At 69.4% G+C, this 23,273-nt stretch carries 25 protein-coding genes and 1 pseudogene; 11 read left to right on the forward strand and 15 right to left on the reverse strand.

Features of this window, described 5'->3' with window-relative positions; all coding sequences use genetic code 11:
* The first annotated feature begins 31 nt into the window (after nt 1-31).
* Nucleotides 32-1,096, forward strand: a complete 1,065-nt coding sequence (locus tag AB0D31_RS03440; RefSeq protein WP_362716339.1) for a hypothetical protein — start codon at nt 32-34, stop codon at nt 1,094-1,096.
* 93 nt (nt 1,097-1,189) lie between these two features.
* Here AB0D31_RS03440 and AB0D31_RS03445 read toward each other — a convergent pair whose 3' ends face one another.
* The gene (locus AB0D31_RS03445; protein ID WP_362716342.1) at nt 1,190-1,630 is read right to left on the reverse strand and encodes a VOC family protein; all 441 of its coding nucleotides are present in this window, start codon (nt 1,628-1,630) and stop codon (nt 1,190-1,192) included.
* Nucleotides 1,631-2,158: 528 nt separating this feature from the next.
* On the opposite strand from AB0D31_RS03445, the gene AB0D31_RS03450 reads away from it, so the two are divergent.
* Nucleotides 2,159-2,923 (forward strand): glucose 1-dehydrogenase, encoded by a 765-nt coding sequence (locus AB0D31_RS03450; protein ID WP_362716345.1) that lies wholly within the window; start codon nt 2,159-2,161, stop codon nt 2,921-2,923.
* A gap of 57 nt (nt 2,924-2,980) precedes the next feature.
* On the opposite strand, the gene AB0D31_RS03455 is transcribed toward AB0D31_RS03450, so the two are convergent.
* The 9 genes from AB0D31_RS03455 to AB0D31_RS03495 form a co-directional block, all read right to left on the reverse strand.
* Nucleotides 2,981-5,341 (reverse strand): phosphoketolase family protein, encoded by a 2,361-nt coding sequence (locus AB0D31_RS03455; RefSeq protein WP_362716347.1) that lies wholly within the window; start codon nt 5,339-5,341, stop codon nt 2,981-2,983.
* Nucleotides 5,342-5,671: 330 nt separating this feature from the next.
* Complete coding sequence (locus tag AB0D31_RS03460) at nt 5,672-6,070, reverse strand: gas vesicle protein K (RefSeq protein ID WP_362716350.1); 399 nt, start codon at nt 6,068-6,070, stop codon at nt 5,672-5,674.
* Nucleotides 6,063-6,281: a gas vesicle protein gene (locus AB0D31_RS03465; RefSeq protein ID WP_362716353.1), complete on the reverse strand. Its 219-nt coding sequence runs from the start codon at nt 6,279-6,281 to the stop codon at nt 6,063-6,065. Before AB0D31_RS03465 ends, AB0D31_RS03460 begins: the two co-directional genes overlap by 8 nt.
* Nucleotides 6,278-7,144, reverse strand: a complete 867-nt coding sequence (locus AB0D31_RS03470; protein WP_362716356.1) for a GvpL/GvpF family gas vesicle protein — start codon at nt 7,142-7,144, stop codon at nt 6,278-6,280. The genes AB0D31_RS03465 and AB0D31_RS03470 overlap by 4 nt, the downstream gene beginning before the upstream one ends.
* The gene (locus AB0D31_RS03475; protein WP_362716359.1) at nt 7,141-7,578 is read right to left on the reverse strand and encodes a gas vesicle protein; all 438 of its coding nucleotides are present in this window, start codon (nt 7,576-7,578) and stop codon (nt 7,141-7,143) included. Before AB0D31_RS03475 ends, AB0D31_RS03470 begins: the two co-directional genes overlap by 4 nt.
* A 15-nt stretch (nt 7,579-7,593) precedes the next feature.
* Nucleotides 7,594-7,842 carry a gas vesicle protein GvpG gene (locus AB0D31_RS03480; RefSeq protein ID WP_362716361.1) on the reverse strand — a complete coding sequence of 83 codons (249 nt, stop codon included), beginning with the start codon at nt 7,840-7,842 and terminating at the stop codon, nt 7,594-7,596.
* Nucleotides 7,843-7,888: 46 nt separating this feature from the next.
* Nucleotides 7,889-8,608: a GvpL/GvpF family gas vesicle protein gene (locus AB0D31_RS03485; RefSeq protein ID WP_362716363.1), complete on the reverse strand. Its 720-nt coding sequence runs from the start codon at nt 8,606-8,608 to the stop codon at nt 7,889-7,891.
* A 3-nt stretch (nt 8,609-8,611) separates the two neighbouring features.
* Nucleotides 8,612-9,070, reverse strand: coding sequence for a gas vesicle protein GvpJ (gvpJ, locus tag AB0D31_RS03490; RefSeq protein WP_362716366.1), 459 nt, complete (start codon nt 9,068-9,070; stop codon nt 8,612-8,614).
* Nucleotides 9,071-9,098: 28 nt separating this feature from the next.
* Entirely contained in the window at nt 9,099-9,476 is a 378-nt protein-coding gene (locus AB0D31_RS03495; protein ID WP_362716369.1) for a gas vesicle protein, read from the reverse strand.
* A 216-nt stretch (nt 9,477-9,692) separates the two neighbouring features.
* Between AB0D31_RS03495 and AB0D31_RS03500 the strand changes: the two genes are divergently transcribed.
* Nucleotides 9,693-10,808 (forward strand): histone protein, encoded by a 1,116-nt coding sequence (locus AB0D31_RS03500; RefSeq protein ID WP_362716372.1) that lies wholly within the window; start codon nt 9,693-9,695, stop codon nt 10,806-10,808.
* Nucleotides 10,809-10,811: 3 nt separating this feature from the next.
* Nucleotides 10,812-11,909 (forward strand): SRPBCC family protein, encoded by a 1,098-nt coding sequence (locus AB0D31_RS03505; protein ID WP_362716375.1) that lies wholly within the window; start codon nt 10,812-10,814, stop codon nt 11,907-11,909.
* A gap of 109 nt (nt 11,910-12,018) precedes the next feature.
* Here AB0D31_RS03505 and AB0D31_RS03510 read toward each other — a convergent pair whose 3' ends face one another.
* Entirely contained in the window at nt 12,019-12,192 is a 174-nt protein-coding gene (locus AB0D31_RS03510; RefSeq protein WP_362716689.1) for a CsbD family protein, read from the reverse strand.
* A 224-nt stretch (nt 12,193-12,416) separates the two neighbouring features.
* Between AB0D31_RS03510 and AB0D31_RS03515 the strand changes: the two genes are divergently transcribed.
* On the forward strand, nt 12,417-12,794 hold the full coding sequence (locus tag AB0D31_RS03515; protein ID WP_362716377.1) for a hypothetical protein: 378 nt from the start codon (nt 12,417-12,419) through the stop codon (nt 12,792-12,794).
* A gap of 92 nt (nt 12,795-12,886) precedes the next feature.
* On the opposite strand, the gene AB0D31_RS03520 is transcribed toward AB0D31_RS03515, so the two are convergent.
* The 3 genes from AB0D31_RS03520 to AB0D31_RS03530 all read right to left on the reverse strand — a co-directional run bounded on the left by AB0D31_RS03520 (nt 12,887) and on the right by AB0D31_RS03530 (nt 16,150).
* On the reverse strand, nt 12,887-13,654 hold the full coding sequence (locus tag AB0D31_RS03520; protein WP_362716379.1) for an alpha/beta hydrolase: 768 nt from the start codon (nt 13,652-13,654) through the stop codon (nt 12,887-12,889).
* Between the two features lie 244 nt (nt 13,655-13,898).
* Nucleotides 13,899-14,822, reverse strand: coding sequence for an RNA polymerase sigma-70 factor (locus tag AB0D31_RS03525; RefSeq protein WP_362716382.1), 924 nt, complete (start codon nt 14,820-14,822; stop codon nt 13,899-13,901).
* A gap of 134 nt (nt 14,823-14,956) precedes the next feature.
* On the reverse strand, nt 14,957-16,150 hold the full coding sequence (locus tag AB0D31_RS03530) for an FAD-dependent oxidoreductase (RefSeq protein WP_362716384.1): 1,194 nt from the start codon (nt 16,148-16,150) through the stop codon (nt 14,957-14,959).
* Between the two features lie 544 nt (nt 16,151-16,694).
* On the opposite strand from AB0D31_RS03530, the gene AB0D31_RS03535 reads away from it, so the two are divergent.
* Nucleotides 16,695-17,663 (forward strand): hypothetical protein, encoded by a 969-nt coding sequence (locus tag AB0D31_RS03535; RefSeq protein WP_362716387.1) that lies wholly within the window; start codon nt 16,695-16,697, stop codon nt 17,661-17,663.
* A 94-nt stretch (nt 17,664-17,757) separates the two neighbouring features.
* On the opposite strand, the gene AB0D31_RS03540 is transcribed toward AB0D31_RS03535, so the two are convergent.
* A complete protein-coding gene (locus AB0D31_RS03540) occupies nt 17,758-18,615 on the reverse strand; it encodes a class I SAM-dependent methyltransferase (protein WP_362716389.1) in 858 nt (285 codons plus the stop codon).
* Between the two features lie 84 nt (nt 18,616-18,699).
* On the opposite strand from AB0D31_RS03540, the gene AB0D31_RS03545 reads away from it, so the two are divergent.
* The 5 genes and pseudogenes from AB0D31_RS03545 to AB0D31_RS03565 form a co-directional block, all read left to right on the forward strand.
* Nucleotides 18,700-19,236, forward strand: coding sequence for an XRE family transcriptional regulator (locus tag AB0D31_RS03545; RefSeq protein ID WP_362716691.1), 537 nt, complete (start codon nt 18,700-18,702; stop codon nt 19,234-19,236).
* Between the two features lie 345 nt (nt 19,237-19,581).
* Nucleotides 19,582-20,451: an SDR family oxidoreductase gene (locus AB0D31_RS03550; RefSeq protein WP_362716391.1), complete on the forward strand. Its 870-nt coding sequence runs from the start codon at nt 19,582-19,584 to the stop codon at nt 20,449-20,451.
* Between the two features lie 860 nt (nt 20,452-21,311).
* Nucleotides 21,312-22,163 carry a class I SAM-dependent methyltransferase gene (locus tag AB0D31_RS03555; protein WP_362716394.1) on the forward strand — a complete coding sequence of 284 codons (852 nt, stop codon included), beginning with the start codon at nt 21,312-21,314 and terminating at the stop codon, nt 22,161-22,163.
* Between the two features lie 210 nt (nt 22,164-22,373).
* Complete coding sequence (locus AB0D31_RS03560) at nt 22,374-22,904, forward strand: NUDIX hydrolase (RefSeq protein WP_362716397.1); 531 nt, start codon at nt 22,374-22,376, stop codon at nt 22,902-22,904.
* A gap of 56 nt (nt 22,905-22,960) precedes the next feature.
* Nucleotides 22,961-23,242, forward strand: a pseudogene (locus AB0D31_RS03565) (helix-turn-helix domain-containing protein); the annotation flags it as partial.
* Between the last annotated feature and the right edge of the window lie 31 nt (nt 23,243-23,273).

Consider the following 23,273-nt stretch of genomic DNA (forward strand, 5'->3'; position numbering starts at 1 on the left):
GTCGCTGAACTGCACGGATACGGGGGGTCGCATGAGCCAGACGCTCTATACGGAACGATCGTGGAATCCGCTGGCGCGGACAGTCGAGCTCACCGAGGAGGAGCTGCGGCGCGGCGGCCACGTCACGCCGCTGACCGAGTTGAACCTGCCGGCCATGGCCGAGGTGTTCCGGCGCGGCCACTGGCTCGGCGGCGGCGGTACGGAACGTCCGCTGGACCAACTGGCCTCAGGCAGCGGCGTCGTCCCGGTCACGCGCGTCACCGGGACGACCACCGTCGTGAAGGTGCGCCGGGCGGCGGAGTTCGCCCAACGACTTGGTGAAGTGGCGGTACGGCACTGTGGCGGTCCCGCGCAGCTCGATGTGCTGGCCGAGCAGGCCAGGGCGGTGGGCGTGCCGCTGTGGATGGCCCGCCGGTACGCTCCCGGCCCGGCCGGCCGGATCGCCGTGGCGGTGGATCGCCGGCTGATGCGCGTGGACGTGTGGGGGCCGAGCGCTCCACCCGTACGGCTGCGGGCTCCCCTCGGCTTCCTGAGCAGAAGCGCCGACCAGGCGCAGGGGCTACAGCTGACGGTCGGGGACGTACCGGCTGCCCTCGTCCTGAAGAAGAAGCTGCGCAAGTCCAAGAGCTACGCACAGGTGCGGCTGCCCCAGGGTGTCTGGGAGCTGCGACGGGCGGACCTCATGAGCTCCTTGCTGCTGCGCGACGAGCAGCGCGTCGCCCTTATACGACGTCCGCCGCGACGCCCCGCCCCCGACCCCGACACGGTGCTGCTGCCCTTGGCGCCGGTGCACTACGAGAGTCCGGATCCGCTGGACGCCGTCATGGCCCATGCGTTCGCCGCCGCCTTCGGCCTGGGTGACACGACGGGCACGGCCCGCTTCCGCCTCCAGCACACGCCCACCCGCGCAGGGGAGCCGGTCGCCACCGACGATGCGTGGGACCGTCCCTGGTTCAGCAATCTGGGCAGCGGCGGCGAGGACAACGAAGCGGGTGGCTCGGACGGCTGGGGCTCCGACGGCGGAGACGGGGGCGACGGCGATGGGGGCGGCGGCGATGGGGGCGGGGACAGCGGCGGCGGAGACGGCGGAGACTAGGGATGCGTTGCGGGCTCGCCGTGGGCTCGTCGGCTCGTCGGCTCGTCGGGGCAGTTGCTCGTCGGGGCAGCTGCTCGGCCGGACAGTTGCTGGTCAGCGCAGTTGCTCGGCCAGTCCCACGATGATGCCGTCCGGTCCACGGAGGTAACAGAGCAGATAGCTGTCCTCGAACCGGGCGATCTCGCCGACGAGTTCGGCGCCGTGAGGGCGCAGCCGGGCCACCGTGTCCTCAAGGTCGTCGACGGCGAACATGACGCGGTGCGTGCCCAGAATGTTGTGCGGCGCGTTGCGCGGGCCCGCGCTGATCGGCGCCGGGCTGCGGTACTTCGCCAGCTCGATCCGGCTGTGGCCGTCCGGGGTCCGTACCATCGCGATGTCGCAGCGGACGCCGTCGAGTCCGGTGCACTGGTCGGCGACGAGGCCCGCGACCTCGGCCCTGCCCTCCAGTTCCATCCCGAGCTCCACGAAGAACGCGATGGCGGCCTCCATGTCCTCGACGACGATCCCGACATTGTCCATCCGCCGAATGGCCATGCTGCTCTCTCCTTGTACTTGTACTTGTACTTGTACTGTGCTGGTGCTTGTGCCCTGTGCGGCCGGTCCTGGCCGTGGGGCGCTGCTGTCCCTGGGACGCCGCCGGTCGCACGTTCTCGACATGGACGGCCCGCGGAATCCGCAGGCATTCTGGGTCGCACCTCGTGCCGTTCGCCGCCGACTTGGCCGCGCCGCACCGGCGCGGCCAAGTCGTGGGCACGGTGATGAGCGGACGTACGTAGGTGTCGTCTGGCCAGAACGGGCCCACCGGCCCCTCCCCCAGGGCACGAAGGCCCTGAAGCGAGGGTCGAAGGAAGGGGATGGATACCGCGGGCCGGGCCAGAAATGAGGGGGAGTTCCCGCGACGGACACGTATCGCGCGCGGACCAACGGCGGGCACCGGAGCGCCCACGACCAGCCACCACCCACACCACGCCCGAGCCGGCACCCGAACCCGAACCCGAGCCGGAACCCGAACCCGAGCGGAACCCGAACCCGAGCGGAACCCGAAGAGAAAGTAGCGGCCGCATGCAACTGGAAGGCAAGACCGTCGTCATCACCGGGGCCGGCAGTGGCCTGGGTCGCGCCATGGCGCGGCGCCTCGCCAGGGACGGCGCCACCGTCGTCGCCGCCGGCGAGAGCGCCGGCCCGCTTGCCGAGACCGTCGCGCTGATCGAGCGGGACGGCGGACGCGCGCAGGCGGTCACCGCCGACGTGAGTCGCGAGGACGACGTCGTCGCGCTGATGCAGCGGGTCGGGGACGAGCTCGGCCGGCTCGACGTCCTCGTCAACAACGCCGGGGTCGAGTTCTCCAAGCCCGTGCTCGACACGACCGTCGAGGAGTGGGACGCGCTCATGGGCGTGAACCTGAGGGGTGTCTTCCTGTGCGCTAAGCACGCGATTGCCGCAATGCGCGGGTACGGGAACGGCGGCGTCATAGTGAATGTGGCATCCGAGCTGGCTCTCACGGGCTCGGAGAACGTGGCGGCCTACTCCGCGTCCAAAGCCGGCGTCGTGCAGTTGACCCGGGCCCTCGCGGTGGAGCACGCCGCGGACGGGATCAGGGTGAACGCCCTCAGCCCCGGCGTCATCCTCACCGCGTTGCTGCAGACCGCCCTGGACGCGACGGGCGACGCGGAGGCGCGACGACGCGCGTTCGAAGACCGCACGCTTCTCAAACGGCTCGGCACACCGGAAGAAGCGGCGGAGGCAGCACTGTTCCTGGCCTCCCCGCGCTCCTCCTACATGACCGGCGCCAACCTCGTACTGGACGGGGGCTGGACCGCCCACTGACATGAGCGGTCACGGGCACGGACACGCCGGTACGGATCTTCAAGACCAGCCGCGCGGCTAATCCGTCCAGGTCCAGTCGGCGACCTCGGGCAGGTCGGTGCCGTGTTCGCGGATCCAGGCGTGGTGGCGGGTCCGGGCGTCGACCATGGTCTGGCGAACGGCCGCGGCGCGGACGGCGAGCCCGGGGACCCGGTCGATGACGTCCATGACCAGTCGGAACCGATCCAGGTCATTGCGCACGACCATGTCGAACGGCGTGGTGGTGGTGCCGGCCTCCTTGTAGCCGCGCACATGGAGCTGGGGATGGCCGGTGCGGCGGTAGGCGAGGCGGTGTACCAGCCACGGGTAGCCGTGGTAGGCGAAGATGACCGGCTTGTCCGGGGTGAACAGCGCGTCGTACTCCGGCTCGGTCATGCCGTGCGGGTGTTCCTCGTGGGGCAGCAGCCGCGTCATGTCGACGACGTTCACGACGCGGACGGCGAGCTCGGGCAGGTGGCGGCGGAGCAGGGAGGCGGCCGCCAGGACTTCCTGCGTGGGTACGTCTCCGGCGCAGCCCAGCACCACGTCGGGTGTCCGGCTTCCGTCGTCGGTGCCGGCCCACTCCCAGATGCCGGCGCCGCGGGCGCAGTGGGCCCGGGCCTCGTCCATGGAGAGCCAGTCGAAGCAGGGCTGCTTGCCCGCCACGATCACGTTCACGTAGTCGCGGGAGGCGAGGACGTGGTCGGCGACCGAGAGCAGGGTGTTGGCGTCCGGGGGCAGGTAGACCCGTACGACCTCGGGACTCTTGTTGAGTACGTGGTCGACGAAGCCGGGGTCCTGGTGCGAGAAGCCGTTGTGGTCCTGGCGCCACACGTGCGAGGTGAGCAGGTAGTTGAGGGAGGGGACCGGCGCCCGCCAGGGCAGTCGGCGCGCGGTCTTGAGCCACTTGATGTGCTGGTTGACCATCGAGTCGACGATGTGGACGAACGCCTCGTAGCAGGAGAAGAGCCCGTGCCGGCCCGTGAGGGTGTAGCCCTCAAGCCAGCCCTGGCAGGTGTGCTCGGAGAGGATCTCCATGACCCTGCCGTCGGTCGCCAGATCCTCGTCGGTGGGCAGGGTCTCGGCCTGCCAGGCCTTGCCGGTCGCCTCGAAGAGCGCGGACAGACGGTTGGAGGCGGTCTCGTCCGGGCCGACGACGCGGAAGTCGCGGCGCTCGGTGGTGTCGGCCATGATCTGCGCGAGCAACCCGCCCAGCACCCGGGTCGGCTCGTGCAGGGTGGCACCGGGTTTGCCCACGGGCACGGCGAACTCGTCGAGAGGAGGGAGGGGCAGCGCACGGGTGAGCAGACCGCCATTGGCATGCGGGGTCGCGCCCAGGCGGCGGTCGCCCTCGGGCACGCAGTCGAGGACTTGGGAGGTGGGGCGGCCGTCGGCGTCGAAGAGCTCATCGGGCCGATAGGAGCGCAGCCATGCCTCCAACTGCCGTAGATGCTCCGGGTTTTCGCGTACTCCTGCGAGCGGCACCTGGTGGGAGCGCCACGTTCCCTCGACCGGCACACCGTCCACGGTCGCAGGACCGGTCCAGCCCTTGGGGGTGCGCAGCACGATCAGGGGCCAGGGGGCACGGGCGCCGACGCCATCGGTGCGGGCGGTGTGCTGGAGTGCGGCGATGCGGTCGAGGGCCTGGTCCATGGCGTGGGCCATGGCGTGGTGGACCTCGTGCGGGTCGGAGCCGGTGACGTAGGCCGGGTCATGCCCGAACCCCCGTAGCAGGGCGTCCAGTTCGGCCTCCGGCAGACGCGAGAGTACCGTCGGGTTGGCGATCTTGTAACCGTTGAGGTGCAGGATCGGCAGGACGGCTCCGTCGTGGACGGGGTCAAGGAACTTGTTGGAGTGCCAGGAGGCGGCGAGCGGGCCGGTCTCGGCCTCCCCGTCGCCGATCACACAGGTGACCAGCAGGTCCGGGTTGTCGAGGGCGGCCCCGTAGGCGTGTGCGAGGGAGTAGCCGAGTTCGCCGCCTTCGTGGATCGAGCCGGGTGTCTCGGGCGCGACATGGCTGGGCACCCCGCCGGGGAAGGAGAACTGCCGGAACAGCTTCTCCATGCCCGCCGCGTCCCGGGTGATGTCCGGGTAGGTCCCCGTATAGGTGCCCTCCAGCCAGGAGTTGGCGAGGACGGCAGGGCCGCCGTGGCCCGGGCCCCAGATGCAGAGCGCGTCGAGGCCGCGTTGCTTGATGACCCGGTTGAGGTGGGTGTGGACGAGGTTGAGCCCGGGCGACGTACCCCAGTGGCCGAGCAGGCGCGGCTTGATGTGTTCGGGTCGCAGCGGTTCGGTCAGCAGCGGGTTGGCCATCAGGTAGATCTGGCCGACGGCCAGGTAGTTCGCCGCACGCCAGTGGGCGTCCAGCGCTGCCAGGTCGAGCGGGCGTGACTCGGGCACGGTACCTGCCTCTCATACCAGTGGGTCGGTCGAGTCGGTTGGGTCGGTCGAGCCGGTCGACGGACAGCTTATCGAAGCGCTCGCAATCGGTCGTACGGGACGACCGCCGCGGGACGGGCATCCTTTTCTGGACGATTCCATCCTGCGTGCATCGGCGCCGAGGGGCGAACCGGCCGGAGGGACGGGGGGAAGGAGGGACGGAAGGAGGGAGTCAGGGACGGGGGGAGTCAGGGACGGGGGGGAAGCAGGGACGGGGGGGAAGCAGGGACGGGGGGGGGGAAGCAGGGACCGACTGGTGCCCGGGGCCGGCCTTGCGGGGCGGCCGCCCGGTCAGGTGCGGGGCGGGAGCAGGGGCCCGAGGGGGCCGAGGTCCAGGTTGAGGTCTTCCAGCGCGTAGCCGTGTTCCGCGCACAGGTCGGAGAGGCGATCGTGGAGCGCCATGAGGGTGGCTCCCAGCTCCTCTTCCTGTTCGTCCGAGAGGCCTCCCGCCTCCACACGACGCAGGGCTTGGCGTTCGATGAGCTGGCGTAGGAGTTCCACAAGGGTCAGGACGAGTTTGAGGAGGTCCTCTTCCACCGTGTCGCGGTCGGTGTAGAGGCGGCGGGCGGGCCGCGGCGACGGTTCGTCGTGCGTGGGGGGCGCCTGAAGGAGGCGGAACGCGTGGGACATCGCGTCACCGACGTCGTGCAGGTGTGCGTCGGCTCGCGGGGCGGATCGTTCCTCACTCATCGTGAGGGCCCCTCTCCGCGGTGGCGGCGGATGTCTCGGAGCTCACGGACACGATGAGTGCGCGCAGCGATATGCGGACGAGGTCGATGTCGGCGATGGACAGGACGATGTCGCCGGTGATGACGACGCCGCCGCTGAGCAGTCGGTCAAGGAGGTCCACCAGCGCGACCTGGCGGCCGGGCAGCGGTTCCTCGCGGTGCGCGATGCTCATGGGCGCTGGTCCTGGCCCGAGGCTGCGTGCCCTCCCGTTTCGGAGGGCGGCATCGCGAAGGAGTACGGGGCCCACGGACCGGTGACTTCGACGTGGATGCCGTCGAAGGTGTGCGCGGCTTCCTCGACGGCAGTCTTGAAGTGCTGTGCGTCCTGGACGGGAACGAGGTAGGCGTCGTTGAGGACGTTTTCCGCCGGGCCGTTCAGGGCGCCGCTCTGAACGGGGTGGCTCACACGGTGGGTGGCGTAGTGGGAGGCGATGGCCTCCAGTGCCGCCGCGGCCTGCTGGGCCTGGCCGTAACGGGCTTCGACGGCATGGTGCTGGGCCTTGCGCCGTTGCAGATACGCCTTGCCGGGTGTGGTGGTGCGGACCGCGGCCTGCTCGTCGGCGGCGTGCCCTTCCTCAGGCTGGTCGGCGAGGGGGGCGAGGTAGATCTTGACGCCGAATTCGGTGTGGGCGTCAAGCTGGGCGAGCCGTTCGGTGAAGGGCGTGTGCTGCCGGCGCAGAGCCTGGCGGGCTCGGTCGTCGTCCTGGTAGACGGTGGCCATGCGCAGGGGCAGGACCGTGGCGTGGGTGGCGAGTGCCTGTACGACGTCGTGATGGGCTCGTGCGACGTCCTCCAGCCACTGAAGGTCCTCGAAGTGGATCTTCAGGTCGTGTTCGTTGAAGTCGTCGGCCGGGACATGGCCTGCGACGAAGGCCAGAGGTGGGTGGGAGGCGTCGGGGGCGGTCGTGGGTGACTCGGTCAGCGGGTGGACCGTCGCACCGTAGACGCCGCGGAGATCCGTGAAGGTCTCGCGCAGGGCATCGGTGAGGTACGCCGCTGCGTACACGTAGGTGAGGGTGCTCCCATCGTCGTTCATCGCCTTCGCCTTTGCGCAGGTCCGCCGTCGTCGTCCTGGGGCGCCTCGTCGAAGGTGCCGGCGTCGAAACTGTCGGCTACCGCGTCACGCGGGGTGTCGGGGCTCGTACCGCGTAGTTGTTCCAGTTCGGCCCGCAGGCGGCGGTTCTCCTGTTCGAGGGGGCTGCCGGTGTGCCGGGAGGACAGTGACGGGTCGTGCTCCCACCAGTCGATGCCCATCTCTTTCGCCTTGTCGACGGAGGCGATGAGGATGCGCAGTTTGATCGTCAGCAGCTCTATGTCGAGGAGGTTGATACGGATGTCCCCGGCTATGACGATGCCCTTGTCGAGGACGCGTTCCAGGATGTCGGCGAGGCTGGAGGAACTCTGTCCGTAGGGCGAGGGGGCGGCGCGGGAGGGGAAGGATCCGAGCCGGCCGGGGAGCGGTTCGTTCACGATGACACCTCGCCGTCACATACGCCGCTGATGGAACTCGGTGATTTCCGCCAGCCGGTCCAGGAGCTGGTCCTCGTACCGGTCGAAGGTGTCCTCGTCGATTTCGCCGCTGAGCAGGCGCCGCTCCAGGTCGGCGAGTTCACGCCGTATGGGTGCCGGATCGTAGTACTGGTTCTCGGCTTCCTCCGTGACGCGCTGGGCGGCCCAGACCACGGCCCGGACCGGTGCTGCGGGGAGCGTGACCAAGTACGTCAGCAATCCCATGGTCCTCGTCCTCCTCGTGACGCAGGTGGGGCAGCTCCGGGGCCGGTCACTGCACGAAGCTGTACGGGGGCAGGGGGCCGGCGACGCGCAGGTCGACGCCGTCCGCGAGCTGGTCGGTGAGGCCCTGGTGGGCGGTGAGGAAGTCGTCCTTCTTCTCGTGCGGCACCAGCAGGGACAGGTTGACGAAGTCGGGGTAGGCCGGTGGGTGGACGACGTGTTCGCGGGCGTAGCCGGTCAACGCCTGGATGAGTCCCGCGCCGAGTGCGTCCTGGCGTTCCTGGACTGCGCGGGCCACGAGTTCTCCGAGGGAGAGGGGCAGCTGCGGGTCCGGGTCGCCGGCTCGGATGCGGTTGTTGAGTTCCCGGGCCTCGGCGGAATCCTGCAGAACGTCTCGCAGCAGCTGCTCCTCGTCCTGTTGGGATGCCCGTACGTGGTATTCGGCGCATCCGTCCAGCCGGTCGAGGGCGGCGAGGTAGGCGGCGGTGTTCGCTTCGAGGGCCTGCCGCACGTCCTGGTCGTCGGCCGCGATGTAGCCGAACTGCATGGGCAGGATGACCGCGCCCGCCATGAAATGTTCCTGGACCTCCCGGTGGATCTGGAGGTCGCGTCGCTTGGGCCGGATCTCTTCCGAGATGTCGCTGACGACCGCGGTCAGAGGGCCTGTCGTGATGGTGCGGACCGGAGTCGGGTGGGCGCCGACTCCGCTGAGGCCGTCGGGACGGCGCGGGTGGTCCTTGCCCGTGATCGCGTACACGTAGAGCGCCATCGCTCACTCCTTCTCGCGGCGTGCCGGCCGCCGGGCGGGACGCCGGCGCCGTGGCGCGGCCTCCTCTTCCTCCGGCTCTTCCTCCGGCTCGTCCGCGCTGCCGGAACGGCCGGACAAGGAGTCGGTGACGGCTTCGACCGCGCCGCTGAGAGCGCCCTTGGACTTGCCGTGCGCACCACCCTCCATCAGACCGCCGACCACCTCGGGCAGCTGGGCGGGGGCCTTGCGGCCGGCTTCCAGGTCGAGGCGGTTGCAGGCTTCGGCGAAGCGCAAATAGGTGTCGACGCTGGCCACCACGATCCGTACATCGATTTTTATGAGTTCGATGCCGACCAGCGAGATGCGGGCGAAGACGTCGATGACAAGGCCGCGGTCGAGGATGAGTTCCAGGACGTCGTAGAGGTTGCCGCTGCCCCCTCCGCCTCTGCTCATGCTGCTGCCGCTCTGCGGCACCATGGTCATGGCGCCTCCTTCCCTGGCGGCCCTTCCGCTAGGTCGGCCGGTCGATCATGCCTCGGCTGTAGCGGCGGGTCCGCTCGTAGGAAACCAGCGCTCCCCGCGGGTCCAAGGCGACTTTGTAACTGGCCATCACGCTGGTCGTATCGGGGATGCGTTCCAGTTCGACCACCTCGACCTGTGCCTCCCACCCGTCCTCGGTCGGTTTGAGCGAGGTGACGGAATCGGGGACGCGGCCCAGGAGTTGGGCGAGCTGTCCGGCGGCGGAACGCATCGCGGAGGCCGCGTCAGGGACGCCGGCCCTGGCCTTCTTGGCGGGCGCGCGACGCGGCCCGTCCCTGTCTGCGTCGTCGGCTTCATCGGCCGGGCGCGGACGGGCACGGCGCGGTCTAGCCGGTTCTGGTGCGGCCATCGGTCACTCCACTGAGGGAACACCACGTGCCGAATACAATGCCATCATATATGTACATATCTCTCTCGCCTCGGGGGCAGGGGGCTGGTAGGCCTCCTGAGCGGGGCGGTCTCCCTGCGTCGGCATCCGACATCACCACGACGTCGGCGTAGCCGCGGACCCCGGACGTTCCCGGGCGGCATGAAGTCAGCAGCCCGGGTGAAGGGATTGCAGCTCATGCAGGACACGACCAAAATCACGCTCGCGGCCGCCATGGCCGGGGGTTACGTACTGGGACGCGCCAAGAAGGGTCGCCTCGCCTTCTCCGTGGCGACCTATCTCGCGGGGCGCCGCTTCGGTCTCGACCCTGCCCAGCTCATGACGCAGGGCCTGGCCAAGCTCAAGGAAACGCCGCAGTTCGCCGAGATCAGCGAGCAACTCCGCGGCGAAGCCCTCAGCGTCGGGAAGAAGGCGTTGAGCGCGACCGCCAACCGCAAGCTCGCCGACCTTGCCGACTCGCTCCATCAGCGCACCCTCGAACTCGGCAGCGGGCACAACGGCGAGGACCGGGACCAGGAAGAGGGCGAGGGCGAGGAGCCGTACGAGGACGAAGACGAAGACGAGGACTCCTACGAGGACGAGGACGGCTACGCGCAATCGCAGGACGAAACCGAGGGCGAAGAAGAACCGGAGGAGGAGCCCGAGGACGAGGGAGGCGAGGAGGAGTACGACGACGAGAGCGAGGACGAGGCCTACGCGAGGCGGCCCGAAGACGAAGAGGATGAGGAGGACGAAGAGGACGAGGAAGAGGAGCCCGAGGAAGCTCCCCCGCCGCGCAGACGCAGCCGGCCTTCCCCGCGCTCCCGCAGCAGCGCCGCCTCCGAGCCCGCCCCCCGCGGGTCCCCGCGTCGCCGGAGTCCCTCAACACCCTCGGCACCTTCGACGCCTGCGAAGAAGTCCGCGGCGAAGACCCCAGCGAAGAAGGCCCCCGCCAAGAAGAGCTCATCATCCCGGGCCGCCGGCCGCTCGCCGGCCGCCAGGAAGAGCACACCTTCTCGGGCCGGCGGGGGCCGCCCAGCGACGAAGAAGGCCGCACCGGCCAAGAAAGCGGCGCCGGCCAAGAAGACCGCCAACAAGGCGGCCTCGAAGCCCCCCGAGAAGAAGGCGAGCGCCAGGAAGAGCGCAAGCGGGCCCGCCCGCAAGACCGCGGCGAAGAAGACTTCGGCGCGCGCACCCGCGCGCAAGACGCTTGCGAAGAAGACGCCTGCGAAGAAGACGGCCGCCAAGAAGACGACGGCGAAAAAGACAGCAGCGAAGAAGACGGCGGGCCGCAGGCCGTCCGCGGGGAGGTAGGCCATGGCACAGTCACAGCGCTCCGAAGGACGGAACGGCAAGTCCGGACTGGATCAGCTCATCGAGGAAGCGACCTCGTTCCTGGGTGCCCAGGCAGGACAGCTGGCGGACAAGGCGACCGACAAGCTCTGGGACGTCACCGACCAGCTCCAGGACGTGGCCGACGGCAAGGGAAAGCTCTCCGACATCGCCGGCGTCGGAGGCCGGCTCCTGCAGGGCGACTCCCCCGTCAAGGCCATGCTCGGGCAGAAGGTCAGCAACGTGAAGGACACGGTGACGGACGCCGCCTCGAACCTGTTCGGCAAGGGCAAAAAGGGCCGTAAGAGCGGCGGCAAGGTCATCAACATCATCGAGTTCATCGACGTCGGCCTGCCCCTGCGCACGGTGTACGACCACTGGACTCAGTACGAGGACTTCAGCAGCTTCGCCAAAGGAGTACGCAGCGTCTCCCGCGACGACGACACCACCAGCGACTGGAAGGTGAAGGTCGGCCCCTCCACGCGCGGATACAAGGCCACCGTCCAGGAGCAGATACCCGACGAGCGGATCGTATGGACCTCGGAGGGCGCCAAGGGGAGCACACGCGGGTGCGTCAGCTTCCACGAGCTGGTGCCCACACTGACCCGCATCGTCGTCGTCGTCGAGTACTACCCCTCCGGGCTCTTCGAGAAGACCGGGAACATCTGGCGGGCTCAGGGCCGTCGGCTGCGTCTGGACCTCAAGCACTTCCTGCGACACGTCTCGCTCACCACGGACGAGGCGGAGGGCTGGCGCGGGGAGATCCGTGACGGTGAGGTGGTGCGCACTCACGAAGAGGCGTTGGAGGAAGAAGGCCAGGAGGAGGACGAAGCGCCCGAGGACGACACCGAGGAGGAGGGCGGCGACTACGACGAGGAGTACGAGGAGGAGCAACCCGGGCAGGACAACGCCGAGGAGGAGGACGAGACCGAGGAACCGTACGCCGACGAGGAGGAGTACGAAGACGACGAAGACGGACAGGACGAGGACGAAGCCCCCGAGGACGAGACCGAGGAGGACTCCGAGGACGATGAGGAAGAGCCCGAGACGCCACGTCGTGGTCGCCGCCGGCAGCGGCGCTGACCACCGCGACCCGTGACCGCAGAAGGGCCGGCACCAAATGCCGGCCCTCGCTCTGCGTCATGCGCGGTCCTTCGCGTCGCTCTGCGAACGCACCGCACTCCCCCGGCGCTCAGTGCTTCAACGTGTCCTTCCCCTTTTGCACCGTCTGCTTGGCGTCCCCCGCGATCTGCTCGCGAGCGCCCTTTGCCTCCAGGCTCTCGTTCCCGACAGCCCGGCCAGTGGTTTCCTTCATCTTGCCCTTGGCCTTATGGGCCACGTTCTTGGCCTTCTTGCCTGCCGCCATCCTCGCCACCTCCACGCCGCACAGCAGCGACTTTTCCGTTCTCAACACCTACCCAGGCATATGCCAAATACACGTGCAATGTAGTAAAAATGCCTCGACCCTATGTCCCCCACCGCCCCGGGGCCTCAACGCGGACGGACCGCGTGGGCACCGCCGTCCTGACCCTGCGATGTGCCACGATCGAGCGGGTGGGACGCCTCCGCGCCCGATACGCTCCTGGACCTGTGAATACCGAATTACTCGTCGCGTCCCTGTCAGGCTCGGTGGCCCTCGCCAGTGTCTGGTTCTCGGCACGCTCCGGCCGCCGACAGGCGCTGCTCGCACACGAGTTGGAGCGCCATACCGCGCAGCAGGACCTCATGGGACGCCACCGCGATCCGCTCCTGTGGGCAGCCTTCGACCTCCAGTCCCGCCTCTACAACATCGTGGACCGGGGTTTCCTGCGGGTGTACTTCCGTGACGGCTCCGACCGTGAACGCGCGTACGCCCGGCGCAGCACGCTGCAACACGCCCTCATGGATCTGGTCGATCTGCTCGATCCGCGCGGGATCCGCTTCCCCGACCACCGCCGCTCACGGCTCGGGCGCCCGCCGGAGAGGTGACACGACGCCGGCCGCCCCCGGGCCGCAGCCCCACCGGCAGCGTGCCGAGGCCGCGGCGCCCGGTGCTTCGACCGGGCCCGCGGCCGCGCACATCAGGCAGGGGAGGTGAACGTACGGCCGAGGTGACGGGCGAAGAAGCGGACCGCGCTCTCGGCTTCGTACCTCGGCAGCTCCTTGTGCTTGCCGGAGTTCACGTGCAACGACTTCTCCTTTGAGGCGAAGGCGTCGAACAGGGCGAGGCCGTCCTCGCGCGCGATGTGCTCGTCGTCCCACTGCAGGTCGAACTCGATCGGGACGGTGATCCGTTTCGCCTTCTCGGCCAGGGCATCAGGCCAGTGCTGACCGAAGACCGCGGCAGTGATCCTGGGTTCGACCGCCACGAACGGCACGCCGATCGCGGTACCCATGTTGATGCCCCAGAAGCCGACCGACTCGTCGGTGCCGATTTCCGGACGATCCTGGAGGGCATCCAGCACGGCCACGTACTCGGGCACGGCGCGTTCCGCCAAGTGGTCGTTGTAGCGCACGACGATCGGGCCTTCCGGCTCGCCCGCCGCCCTCGCCCGGAACAACTCGGCGACTTCGGCCTCGTCGTGCGCTGTACGAGGCCGGTCGCCGTGACCGGGCGCGTCGATGACGGCGACATGGAAGCCGCAACCGGTCACGAGGAGGCGGGCACGGCCCGCCATCGCCGGGTGTTTTTTGTGGTTGCCGCCGCCGTGGGCCATCAGCACCAACGGCGCGCGATCGGCCGTGCCGGAGGCAGGCGACCAGAGGACACCGGGGACATCGCCCAGGGTGAAGTCGCGTTCGAGCATGCCGTTCGACGACGACTCGGCGGTGAACTGCAGAGAGTACATAGGTGTTGCCTTTCGGGAGTGCCTTGTTGGGGTGCTCCCGGCGCGACATTAACCGCCGGCCGTGACGGCAAGGGGGAGCACCCACATCGGTACAGCGTTCATGGGTCTCACCTCCTTGGGCGGTGTCACGGTCGACTGAAAGCTACCAGCTCCACTGATCATCGCTCCACGCCTTTTCCTCCCCCGCCTTCCCTCGCCGTGGCCGGCGGGGGAGTCCTCGAATGGGCGGCAACGGTGTGGCGGTTCACGGGAGTTCGTGCCGGATGCCCTCGGCGATGGCATGGAGCTTGTCCGGGTTGGCGACATTGTGGATGGCTGAGATGCGGCCCTGCGGATCGAAGTCGAACGTCATCGTGGCGATCACACCCTCCGGCCCGCGGAAGACCACCCCCGGGCCACCGTTGATCCAGGTGAGTTCCGCCCGCATCTGCCCCGGCTCGACGCCCTGGTAGGTGACAGTGCCGAGCGCGGCGAACCAGCGGGCCACGGTCTCCAGACCGATGACAGGCTTGAGCGCCTGGCGGACCTTGCCGCCGCCGTCGGTCCACAGGGTCACGTCCGGGGAGAGCACCTCCATCAGGGTGTTGATGTCGCCCCCTGTCGCCGCCGCGAAGAACCGCTCCGTGACGTCGCGTTGGCCGGCGCGGTCCGCGGCAAACCGGGGGCGGCGGGCCTGCACGTGCTCGCGGGCGCGGTGCGCGGCCTGACGGACCGCCGGCTCGGAGCGCTCGACCGCCTCCGCGATCTCGCGGTAGCTGAAGGCGAAGACCTCCTTCAGCACGAACACCGCGCGCTCCAGCGGGCTGAGCGTCTCCAGGACGATCAGCAGGGCCATGGAGACCGAGTCCGCCGCGGCAACACCCTCGGCGGTGTCCGGGCCGGTGAGGATCGGCTCGGGCAGCCAGGGCCCGACGTAGGTCTCGCGCTGAGAGCGGGTCGAACGGAGCCGCTCCATCGCCAGGTTGGAGATGATCCGGGCCAAGTAGGTCTTGGGGTCGGCGACCTGGGAGCGGTCGGCCGCCGACCACTTGAGCCATGCGTCCTGGACCGCGTCCTCGGCGTCGGCTGCGGAGCCGAGAATGCGGTACGCGACGGAGAACAGCAGGGTGCGGTACTCCTGGAAGACGAGCTGATCGGAGTCGGCCTGGTGCGGCCGGCGCTGGGTCACTTGATCCTCCTGGTCCGGGTGTAGCGGCCGCCGTTCGGAGTCGGCCTGGTGCGGCCGGCGCTGGGTCACTTGGTACTCCTGGTCCGGGTGTAGCGGCCGCCGTTCGGAGTCGGTCTGGTGCGGCCGGCGCTGGGTCACTTGGTACTCCAGGTCCGGGTGTAACGGCCGCCGTGCGGCCAGAACGCGCCCGAGGCGGGCATCTTCTTCATACGGGCGAAGGTGGGCCACGGCGAGGCGGTGACCGTCTCCTTGTACTTCGCGGCCCGTTTGCCGGTCAGGACGATCCGGCGCGGGCTGTCGTCGGGGTGGGTGAACTGCACGACGCCGTCGTCGCGGCCGAGGCTGACGGGCGTGTGGTAGTAACCGAAACGGAATGGCTTGGGCTCCTTGCCGGCCAGTGCCCGCAGGATCGAGAGAGCCGCGTGCACCCCGGCGGGCATGCCGCTCTGACAGGTCCCGTGCATCAATCCGTAGCCCTGCCGGATCGCGGCCGCGTCGCCCACGGCGTACACGTCCGGGTGGGAGACCGAGCGCAGTGAGCTGTCGGCGACCACGCGGCCGCGATCGTCGACGGTGAGGCCCGCGGCGGCGGCAAGCGGCGAGACGCGCGTGCCGCAGGTCCACAGCACCACGGCCGCCGGAATGCTGGAACCGTCGGCGAGTTCGACGCTGTCGGGCAGCACCTTGGTGACCTCGACGCCACTGCGTACCTGCACGCCGAGCCGCGCGAGCGCCCCGTCCAGGTGGGTCTTGGCCCGCGGGTGCATGCCCGCGCCGGGTTCCCGCCGGCCCAGGAGCACCACGTTGAGCTCGGGGTACCGCTCGGCGATCTCCGCGGCGGCTTCGACGCCGGTGAGCCCGCTGCCGCCGACCACGGCGGTCCTCCCGTCCGACCGGGCCAGCCGACGCGCGAGTACGGCAGCGTCCTGCGGGCTGTCGAGGGTGTGGGCGTACTCGTCCACGCCGGGGACGGTCGTGGTGTCGGCGATGCCGCCGAGGCCGTAGACCAGGGTGTCGTAGCGCAGAACCCGGTCGTCGTCGACGCGTACGGTCCTGGCCTCCGCGTCCACGGCGGTGACCCAACCGCGAACGAAGTGGGCCCCGGTCCCGGCAAGCAGTTCCGGGATGTGCAGCTCGGCCGTCTGCTGGCCGGTGGCGGTCATATGCAGCCGGAGCCGCTCGGTGAACGTGTCGTAGGGGTTGACCACCGTGACATGCAGGTTTCCGCGCTTCCTGGTACGGGCCGCGAGCTGGATCGCCGCCGCGAGCCCCGCGTAGCCGGCGCCCAGGACCAGAACCTCGTGCTGCCGTGCTGCCGTCGCGTTCATCGCTCTGCTGCCTCTTTCGAGTCGGTCGTTCCTGCCGTGCGGACGACCAACAGACGCAAGCGGCCCTTCCGTTCGTGACATGGAGCCGATGTGACCCGCGTCACTTGCCGACGGGGGTGGGCGAGCACGGACCCAGCCCCCCGAGGCGCCGCGACGCTCTACAACGCGCAGGATTCAACCATGATCGACTCGGTGCCGCACGGGAGCTGACGGGATCAGCCCACGGGCCCGCTCGCTCCGGGCTCCTCCGGAACTGACCGTCGCTCAAACCTTGCTCGCTGCGGACGACGTGGGAAGGTGACAGGTCGACTCGTCCTGGTGAAGACCTGAAGGAACCCAGGGAAGTGCGCACGCTCTCCACCCGGCCCCGGCCGGGCGGGCGGGCCGGTGGCGGGCATCGAGGTCTGCGGCATTCCGGACCCGGAGGCGTCGCCGGCCACTCGCGCCGGGCCATGCCGATCGCGCTCAGCGTCCAGCCGCCCGGGCCATGTCACGCCCCAACAGGCCGTTCTATAGGCTCTGGTACGACTCGGGGGAGGACATGATGAGCAGTGTGCTGGGCGAACCGGTGGCGGTGAGACAGTCGCGATATGTGGCGCGTGCGGCGCGTGCGGCGCGGGCGGCCGGGGTCGGGCTGGTCACGGTGGCGGTCTTCTTGCTGTCGACATGGCTACTGCTGGACTCCAGCGCCTGCCGGAAAGCGTCGGGCTATGGCTGCCTGGGGGTCGCCCTTCTGTGGACCTACGCCGCGCCACTCCTGGATTTCCTCTTCTCGTGGGCAGCCCTGCGTATCGTCCAGGTCCGGCCGGCCTGGCTCACCGCCCTGCTCGGTGTCGGAATCGACTGGTACGTCGCCTGGAGTACGCACACGAGCGAGTGGACTTCCGTCGGGGCCCTGTTCGTCCAACTCGCTTTGTACGTAGCCTTGTTCGCCCTCGCGGCCTGGGCCACTCAGTCGAGCAGGCCACTGTGGCCGCGTGCAGTCGTGGCCCTTGCCCTGGTCCTGCTGATGCCGATCGGATCGTTTGCCGCCTCGCGGGCCGCGCGAAGCAGCCAGGAGAGCGAACTGGCCGCTGCCCGTGTCTCCCTCCTGGGGCCGAACCTGCCCGCGGGTTACTACCTGAACGGCGTCGGCACGACCGGTTCGACTCCCGGAAGCACACCCACCTTCTACTACCGGCTCACCCCGGACAGCCTGCGCAGGGGCGCCAACACGATGGACGAGCTGCACCAGGAGATCCAGGTGATCGTCGGCCCCGTACAGCCGGGATTCACGCCGCCCTCCCACTGCACGGCGGTCACCGGCGACTCTCCGACACCGTCGCCCGCCTGCACCCAGGTGGCTCCCGGAGTGTGGCGATCGTCGAACTACCAGTACGTCACGTACTTCACGCGGGTCGGCGGCGCTGTCGCAGTCATCGAGGCGACCACTCCCCCGGTGAGCGACGCCGTTCTCCGTGAGCTCGCCGCCACGATGCGAGTCCGCACACCGTCGTACTTCTCCGGCGGCTGAAGCCCCGCCGGAGCCCGCCCCGGGAAGGGGCTGAGGAGCTTGGCCGGGCTGGGCTGCGGCACGGCCCCGCCCTCTGCGCTCTGCGCTCTGCGGCTCAGGGACGACGACCGATCCAGGTGGTGCGGACGGTGCGCACACACAGGTCGTCGCGGCGCGCGATGCTGTGCGGCTGTGTCTCGTCGAGCAAGGTGTCCAAGGTGGCCAGGTCGTTCGTGTCGAGGACGGTGGCCGCGTGGGAGCGCAGCTTTGCCAGGCAGACGTGGGCGTAGCGGTTCAGAGCCGGCCCTGCCTGCGTGCGGTCAAGTGCGATCTCGAAGGGCCGACGGGCCTCGACGGCGAACCCGGCGTCGATCAGCTCGTCGGTCCATTCGGAGGGCGGCCGGGTATCCGTCGCGGCGTGCAGGCGGGCCTCCAGGCCGGACCGCCCGATACCGACGTCCTCAGGCAGGAAGCGGGGGAAGAAGTCCATCTCGGTGACGGCCACGAGCCCTCCCGTCCGCAGGCGCTCGAAGGCCTGGGTGAGGATGCGATGGGGGACGGCCGCGTGGTGCAGGAAAGCCGCGGCCCACATCAGGTCGTACGGACCCTCCCCGTCCCTTTGTGGCCACGTCTCATCCAGATTCGCCTGGAGCGTGCGGACCCGGTCCGTGACACCGCGCAGAGCTGCCTGCGCCTGCAGACGGTGCAGCATCTGCGGCGAGATGTCCGCGGCCGTCACCACCGCCCGGGGAAATCGGTGGGCCAGGACGAGACTGCCGGTGCCAGGGCCGCTGCCCAGGTCCAGGATTCGGGCCGGAGCAGCGTCCGAAAGCTCGGCGAGCCAGCCGGTCAGCTCCGCGAGATAGGGCGCAAGAACCTCTGCGTCCAGCTCCAACAGGTCCGCCATCGCGCCACCGGAGCCCATCGCGCGATTGTGGCTGGTGGGACCTGTTGCGCTGTGAAATTCGTTCATGCCGCGACGGTAAAGCGATCGTTGCCTTCCAGTCATAGACTCTTGCCGGTGGAGCAAGAAGCTACGGTGGATGCCATCGTCAGGATGCGGATCCGAGCCCTGCGCAAGGCCCATGGCTGGTCACTGGACAACCTCGCCGAACGCGCGGGCATCAGTCCGTCCCAGCTCAGCCGGATCGAGACCGGCCACCGGCGCATCAGCCTCGATCAGCTCACCGCCATCTCGGGAGCCCTGGGCAAGTCCCTGGACGAGCTTGTCGAGTCCCCTGACGACTCCGACGTCGTCATCCGCCCCGACCGCGACGAGAAGCGCGGTCTGACCATCTGGCTCCTCACCCAGGACAGCGGCCCCCACGGTCTGACCGTCGCCAAGATGCGCATCACCGACCAGGCCGGCAGCGTCGCCCCCGGCGACCTCGGTGTCCATCCCGGCCGGGACTGGTTCACCGTCCTGTCCGGCACCGTCATCCTCTATCTCGGCGAACGCGTCATCCGGGTCGAGACCGGCCAGGCCGCTTCGTTCTCCACGATGACTCCGCACACCATCCGGAGCGACCGCGGCCCCGCCGAAATCCTGTGCATCCTCGACCACAACGGGGAACGCAGCCACCTCCACACATGAACGCCTCGACTGGTGATCAGCTGAGCGGCTGAGGGCCCATGCGGATGCGGAGGGAGAGCGTACTGACCGGCACGTCGGACTTCCATGGTCGCTGCACTTTGCCAGGCTGGGCCGGGGCTGGGCATGGCGCATGGCTGGGCTGTTCAGCGCGCAACAGGCTGTGCGACAGGCTGCCGGCGCCGGACCAGCCTATGGTCGGTAGGGGGAGAGGGCAGTCTCCCATCAGACACCCATCGGATCGCGAACCGACCGCCTCAGACCGGAAACCGACCGACCGCCTCAGACCTGAAACCGCCGTCGCGGGTAACCACGCGGACGGCGGCGGCCTCACCTGGAGGGACCGTCATGGGCCCTGTGCACGGTTTGCAGGGCCGTACGGCCGTCATCACCGGCGGAGCCCGCGGTATAGGTGCGGTGTTGGCGCGGGAGCTTGCCGAGCGCGGCATGCGGGTGGCCCTGCTGGGACTGGAGGGCGACCGCCTGCGCGAGGTCGCCCGGGCCCTGCCGACAGAGACGTGCTGCGTCGATGTGGACGTCACCGACGAGGCAGCGATGGAGCGCGCGGCCGGCACGGTCGACCAGGAGTTGGGGCCTCCGTCGGTGGTCGTGGCCAACGCGGGTATCGCCGAAGGCGGCCCCTTCGCCACCGGTGACCCGACGACATGGCGGCGCGTCATCGAGGTCAACCTCTGCGGGAGCGCCACCACCGCCCGCGTGTTCCTTCCCGCGCTGCTCAGCAACCGTGGCTACTTTCTGCAAATCGCCTCCACCGCCGCGTTCGGCTCGGCGCCGATGATGAGCGCCTACTGCGCGTCGAAGGCGGGAGTCGAGTCCTTCGCCCAGTCCCTGCGCGCCGAACTGGCGCCCCAGGGCACCCAGGTGGGTATCGCCTACGTCCACTGGACCGACACCGAAATGATCCGCGACGCCGACCAGCACACAGTGCTGCGTGAGCTACGCGCCCATATGCCACCCGGTGCCCGGCGCACCTACCCCGCGCCCACCATCGCCACTTGGCTGGCCCGCGGCATCGACCGACGTCGTGCCTCTCTGTACGCCCCACCCTGGCTACGCTGCGTCCAGCCGCTGCGTCCCTTCCTCCCCTTGGCCGTCACCGCCGTCTCACGCCGAGCCCTGCCACGCATGGCCGACCAGGGTCCTGTCGCTCCGACCGGACTGCTCGGACGGGGCGGTCAAGCCGCCCGGACGGGCTGATGGAGCCGCCAACCTCGATCTGCGAGACCACCGACGCGCCATCGCGGCGCCCCATGGCAGTGACACTGTGACCGCCACCTGCTTGCGTCCGGCCCGCCCAGCCCGAACCGATTGATGAGGTGGATTCCGACGAAGGTGTTCACCGCCGAGCTGGTCGACGCGGCGCTAGCCAACCACGACCGTGCCGAGCGGCGGCGCCGCAGTCTCCTACCGGGCACGACGCTGCTGGACCCCGATCGGACTTTTCGTCGCTACCTCAACGCCGAATCTGCCGCATCTGCCGCAGACGAGGTTGGGCCCGTCTTGGCCGGCGAGCCCGCAGCAACCACTGACACGCCGCGGGTCGGCGTGAAGCGCTGTCCCAGGAACGTCCTCCGGGTGGCAGATCAGAAGGCTGCCGTCGAAGTGGATCGTGAAGGTCCCCAGAGACATCCGCGGCGGAACGACCTCGTGACCCGATGGCCGCTCGCGACCCCTCACTGGTTCTCTCGCCACCACTTCGCTGGTCACGGGCTGCTGACAATTGACACAGCGGAAGATGGTCATGCAGTCGTTCTCTCGGGTTGCACGGGGCGCTATGAGGTCGGGGACGCCGAGGCAGCTTCATCGGCCTCACAAGGCCCCCACCCGCCGGCGCCTCGCCAGGACCCGCCGGTGCCTCACCATGCCCCATTTCACCGAAGCCGCATCGGGCCCCACCCTCGCCGATGCCCGTCGAAGCCAAGATTCGACGGTGTCCTCCAGGGGATGTATGACGACGGGCCCACCCTCGACATCCTGGGTGGCGTGCTCGAGTCCACCCTGAACACCGAACCCTCTCCCCTCCGCAAGCCCCGAAAGCGACCAACTAGGCTGACACGGTGACTGATGAGCAGGGGCGGGTGCAGCCGTCGGGAGTGTGGGCCACCGCTGTGGGCGTGGCGAGGGTACGGGCGCTGGAGAGCGAGCGGAAGGACGCGTTGTTCCGCGACCCGCTGGCGCAGGCCTTCGCCACCGCCGGTGGCCTGTGGCCCGATTCGGCGCCGCTGCCCGATGACGAAGCCGCGCGGCGCCGACGGCTGGCTGTCTCGTTCTCCATCGTCATCAGGACGAAGTTCCTCGACGACCTGCTGTGGCAGGCCTCCGCGTCCGGGGTTCGGCAGGTCGTGCTGCTCGGTGCCGGCATGGACAGCCGTGCCTTCCGGATGGACTTGCCCGAGGGCACCCGGCTCTTCGAAGTCGACACCTCCGCGCCACTGGATTTCAAGGCTACGGTGCTGCGCCAGGAGCAGGCCGTGGCGCGCTGCGAGAGGGTCACCGTGGCGGTGGATCTGCGTGAGGATTGGCCGACCGCGCTGGCGGCCGCAGGGCACGACCCGGCCGTGCCGACCGCGTGGATCGCCGAAGGTCTGCTGATCTATCTGCCCGAGGACGCGGTGGAGTTGCTCCTGGCCCGGATCAGCGCGCAATCGGCGGCAGGCAGTTGGATGGGGCTGACCCTGGGCTCGCGCGGCGTGATCGAGCGCTTCGGCGCGGACGCCGCACCGGGAACGGCGGCGTCCATGTGGGTCTCGGAGATGCCCGACGACCCGGTGGGCTGGCTGGCGACGCACGGCTGGGAGGCCGACAGTCACACCGTGCGCGAGCGCGCCGCCGCGTACGGCCGCCCGATCAACACGCCGCCGCCGCGTGAAGAGGGGCCTGGCGGACTCATCTCGGCGATCCGCCGCTAGAGCGCCGCTCGGCCGATAGAACGTCCCGCGGACGTGGGCCTCGCGGACGTGGGCCACCGCTTCCCCACCCCTGCACCCCCGCGGGGCGCGGACCGCGGTGCCGACGGTAGGGCGTCGGAAGCGCAGCCGTAGCAGCGGGAGCAGCGGGAGCAGCGGGATGCAGCGGTAGAGGGCTCTCGATTGTCAGTGGCTCGCCGTACTCTCCGGTGGATGAATGACCATCGGACAGCGCCACGCACCCTCGAAGCTGCAATCAGGGATACGCGTCAGGCTCTTGTCGAACTCGACAGCGCGCTGGAGTGGCTGCTGCGCCCTGGCGCAGCTGCAGATGGGCCGCTGGCCGCTGAGGTGTGGGCGTTCGACGAGGCCTTGACGCACGTCTTGCTGGTGCACCACCGCTGGCGCGGGTGGGTGCCGCCGGGCGGCAAAGTCGATCCCGGAGAAACGCCACGCGAGGCAGCACGTCGAGAGCTGTTCGAGGAGACCGGAGTGAAGACGGAGCTGCTGGCGATACCAGCTGCTGCCACCGTGCGCTCCTACCACCCCGACTGGTCGGCCACTACGGGGCTTTCCTACCTGGCGGTCATCGATCGGCAGACGCCACTCAACCCCGAGAAGGGGCAGCCGGCGGCCTGGCAGCGCCTGGACGAACCATGGCAGGGCTGGTTCTCCGACGATCGGCTCCAGATGAAGCAGTGCTCCAGCCGGATCCGGCTCGGAGAGGTCGGCGAGCCCTTCTGACTGTCCCGCGGCCGCGCCCGCCAACGTCGGTCGGCCTCGCGGCGTCGCAGCCTCACGGGCAGTACCTGACCCGACGCCACATTGAGCGAGCCCAGGAACTGTTGCGAACCGCCAACCTCACGGTGACCAAGGTCTGCAACCTGGTCGGCTTCTCCAGCCTCGGCAGCTTCTCGTCCCGCTTCAAGAAAGCCACCGGGCTCACGCCGTCCGCATACCGAGCACGGCACGTCGGACGTGGGGCCGCCCTCATCCCCGGTTGTTACGCGATGCTGTGGGCCGGCGGCTTCCCTCGCGCCGAGGCGCCAGCCGGAGAGAGCGATTTTCGAGAAGCGCCCTGAGGATCCGGCTGCCTACGGTGGCATTACCGAA

Source organism: Streptomyces sp. NPDC048361 (assembly GCF_040651795.1).
Lineage (GTDB): Bacteria > Actinomycetota > Actinomycetes > Streptomycetales > Streptomycetaceae > Streptomyces.

Excerpts from the sequence above, each read along its gene's own strand:
- AB0D31_RS03445 (WP_362716342.1), bottom strand. The coding sequence starts at position 1,630 with ATGGCCATTCGGCGGATGGACAATGTCGGGATCGTCGTCGAGGACATG.
- AB0D31_RS03505 (WP_362716375.1), top strand. The coding sequence starts at position 10,812 with ATGGCACAGTCACAGCGCTCCGAAGGACGGAACGGCAAGTCCGGACTG.
- AB0D31_RS03530 (WP_362716384.1), bottom strand. The coding sequence starts at position 16,150 with ATGAACGCGACGGCAGCACGGCAGCACGAGGTTCTGGTCCTGGGCGCC.
- AB0D31_RS03520 (WP_362716379.1), bottom strand. The coding sequence starts at position 13,654 with ATGTACTCTCTGCAGTTCACCGCCGAGTCGTCGTCGAACGGCATGCTC.
- AB0D31_RS03480 (WP_362716361.1), bottom strand. The coding sequence starts at position 7,842 with ATGGGATTGCTGACGTACTTGGTCACGCTCCCCGCAGCACCGGTCCGG.
- AB0D31_RS03485 (WP_362716363.1), bottom strand. The coding sequence starts at position 8,608 with ATGGCGCTCTACGTGTACGCGATCACGGGCAAGGACCACCCGCGCCGT.
- AB0D31_RS03510 (WP_362716689.1), bottom strand. The coding sequence starts at position 12,192 with ATGGCGGCAGGCAAGAAGGCCAAGAACGTGGCCCATAAGGCCAAGGGC.
- AB0D31_RS03500 (WP_362716372.1), top strand. The coding sequence starts at position 9,693 with ATGCAGGACACGACCAAAATCACGCTCGCGGCCGCCATGGCCGGGGGT.
- AB0D31_RS03440 (WP_362716339.1), top strand. The coding sequence starts at position 32 with ATGAGCCAGACGCTCTATACGGAACGATCGTGGAATCCGCTGGCGCGG.
- AB0D31_RS03470 (WP_362716356.1), bottom strand. The coding sequence starts at position 7,144 with ATGAACGACGATGGGAGCACCCTCACCTACGTGTACGCAGCGGCGTAC.
- AB0D31_RS03465 (WP_362716353.1), bottom strand. The coding sequence starts at position 6,281 with ATGAGCATCGCGCACCGCGAGGAACCGCTGCCCGGCCGCCAGGTCGCG.
- gvpJ (WP_362716366.1), bottom strand. The coding sequence starts at position 9,070 with ATGACCATGGTGCCGCAGAGCGGCAGCAGCATGAGCAGAGGCGGAGGG.
- AB0D31_RS03540 (WP_362716389.1), bottom strand. The coding sequence starts at position 18,615 with ATGAACGAATTTCACAGCGCAACAGGTCCCACCAGCCACAATCGCGCG.
- AB0D31_RS03450 (WP_362716345.1), top strand. The coding sequence starts at position 2,159 with ATGCAACTGGAAGGCAAGACCGTCGTCATCACCGGGGCCGGCAGTGGC.
- AB0D31_RS03495 (WP_362716369.1), bottom strand. The coding sequence starts at position 9,476 with ATGGCCGCACCAGAACCGGCTAGACCGCGCCGTGCCCGTCCGCGCCCG.
- AB0D31_RS03460 (WP_362716350.1), bottom strand. The coding sequence starts at position 6,070 with ATGAGTGAGGAACGATCCGCCCCGCGAGCCGACGCACACCTGCACGAC.
- AB0D31_RS03560 (WP_362716397.1), top strand. The coding sequence starts at position 22,374 with ATGAATGACCATCGGACAGCGCCACGCACCCTCGAAGCTGCAATCAGG.
- AB0D31_RS03550 (WP_362716391.1), top strand. The coding sequence starts at position 19,582 with ATGGGCCCTGTGCACGGTTTGCAGGGCCGTACGGCCGTCATCACCGGC.
- AB0D31_RS03535 (WP_362716387.1), top strand. The coding sequence starts at position 16,695 with ATGAGCAGTGTGCTGGGCGAACCGGTGGCGGTGAGACAGTCGCGATAT.
- AB0D31_RS03545 (WP_362716691.1), top strand. The coding sequence starts at position 18,700 with ATGCGGATCCGAGCCCTGCGCAAGGCCCATGGCTGGTCACTGGACAAC.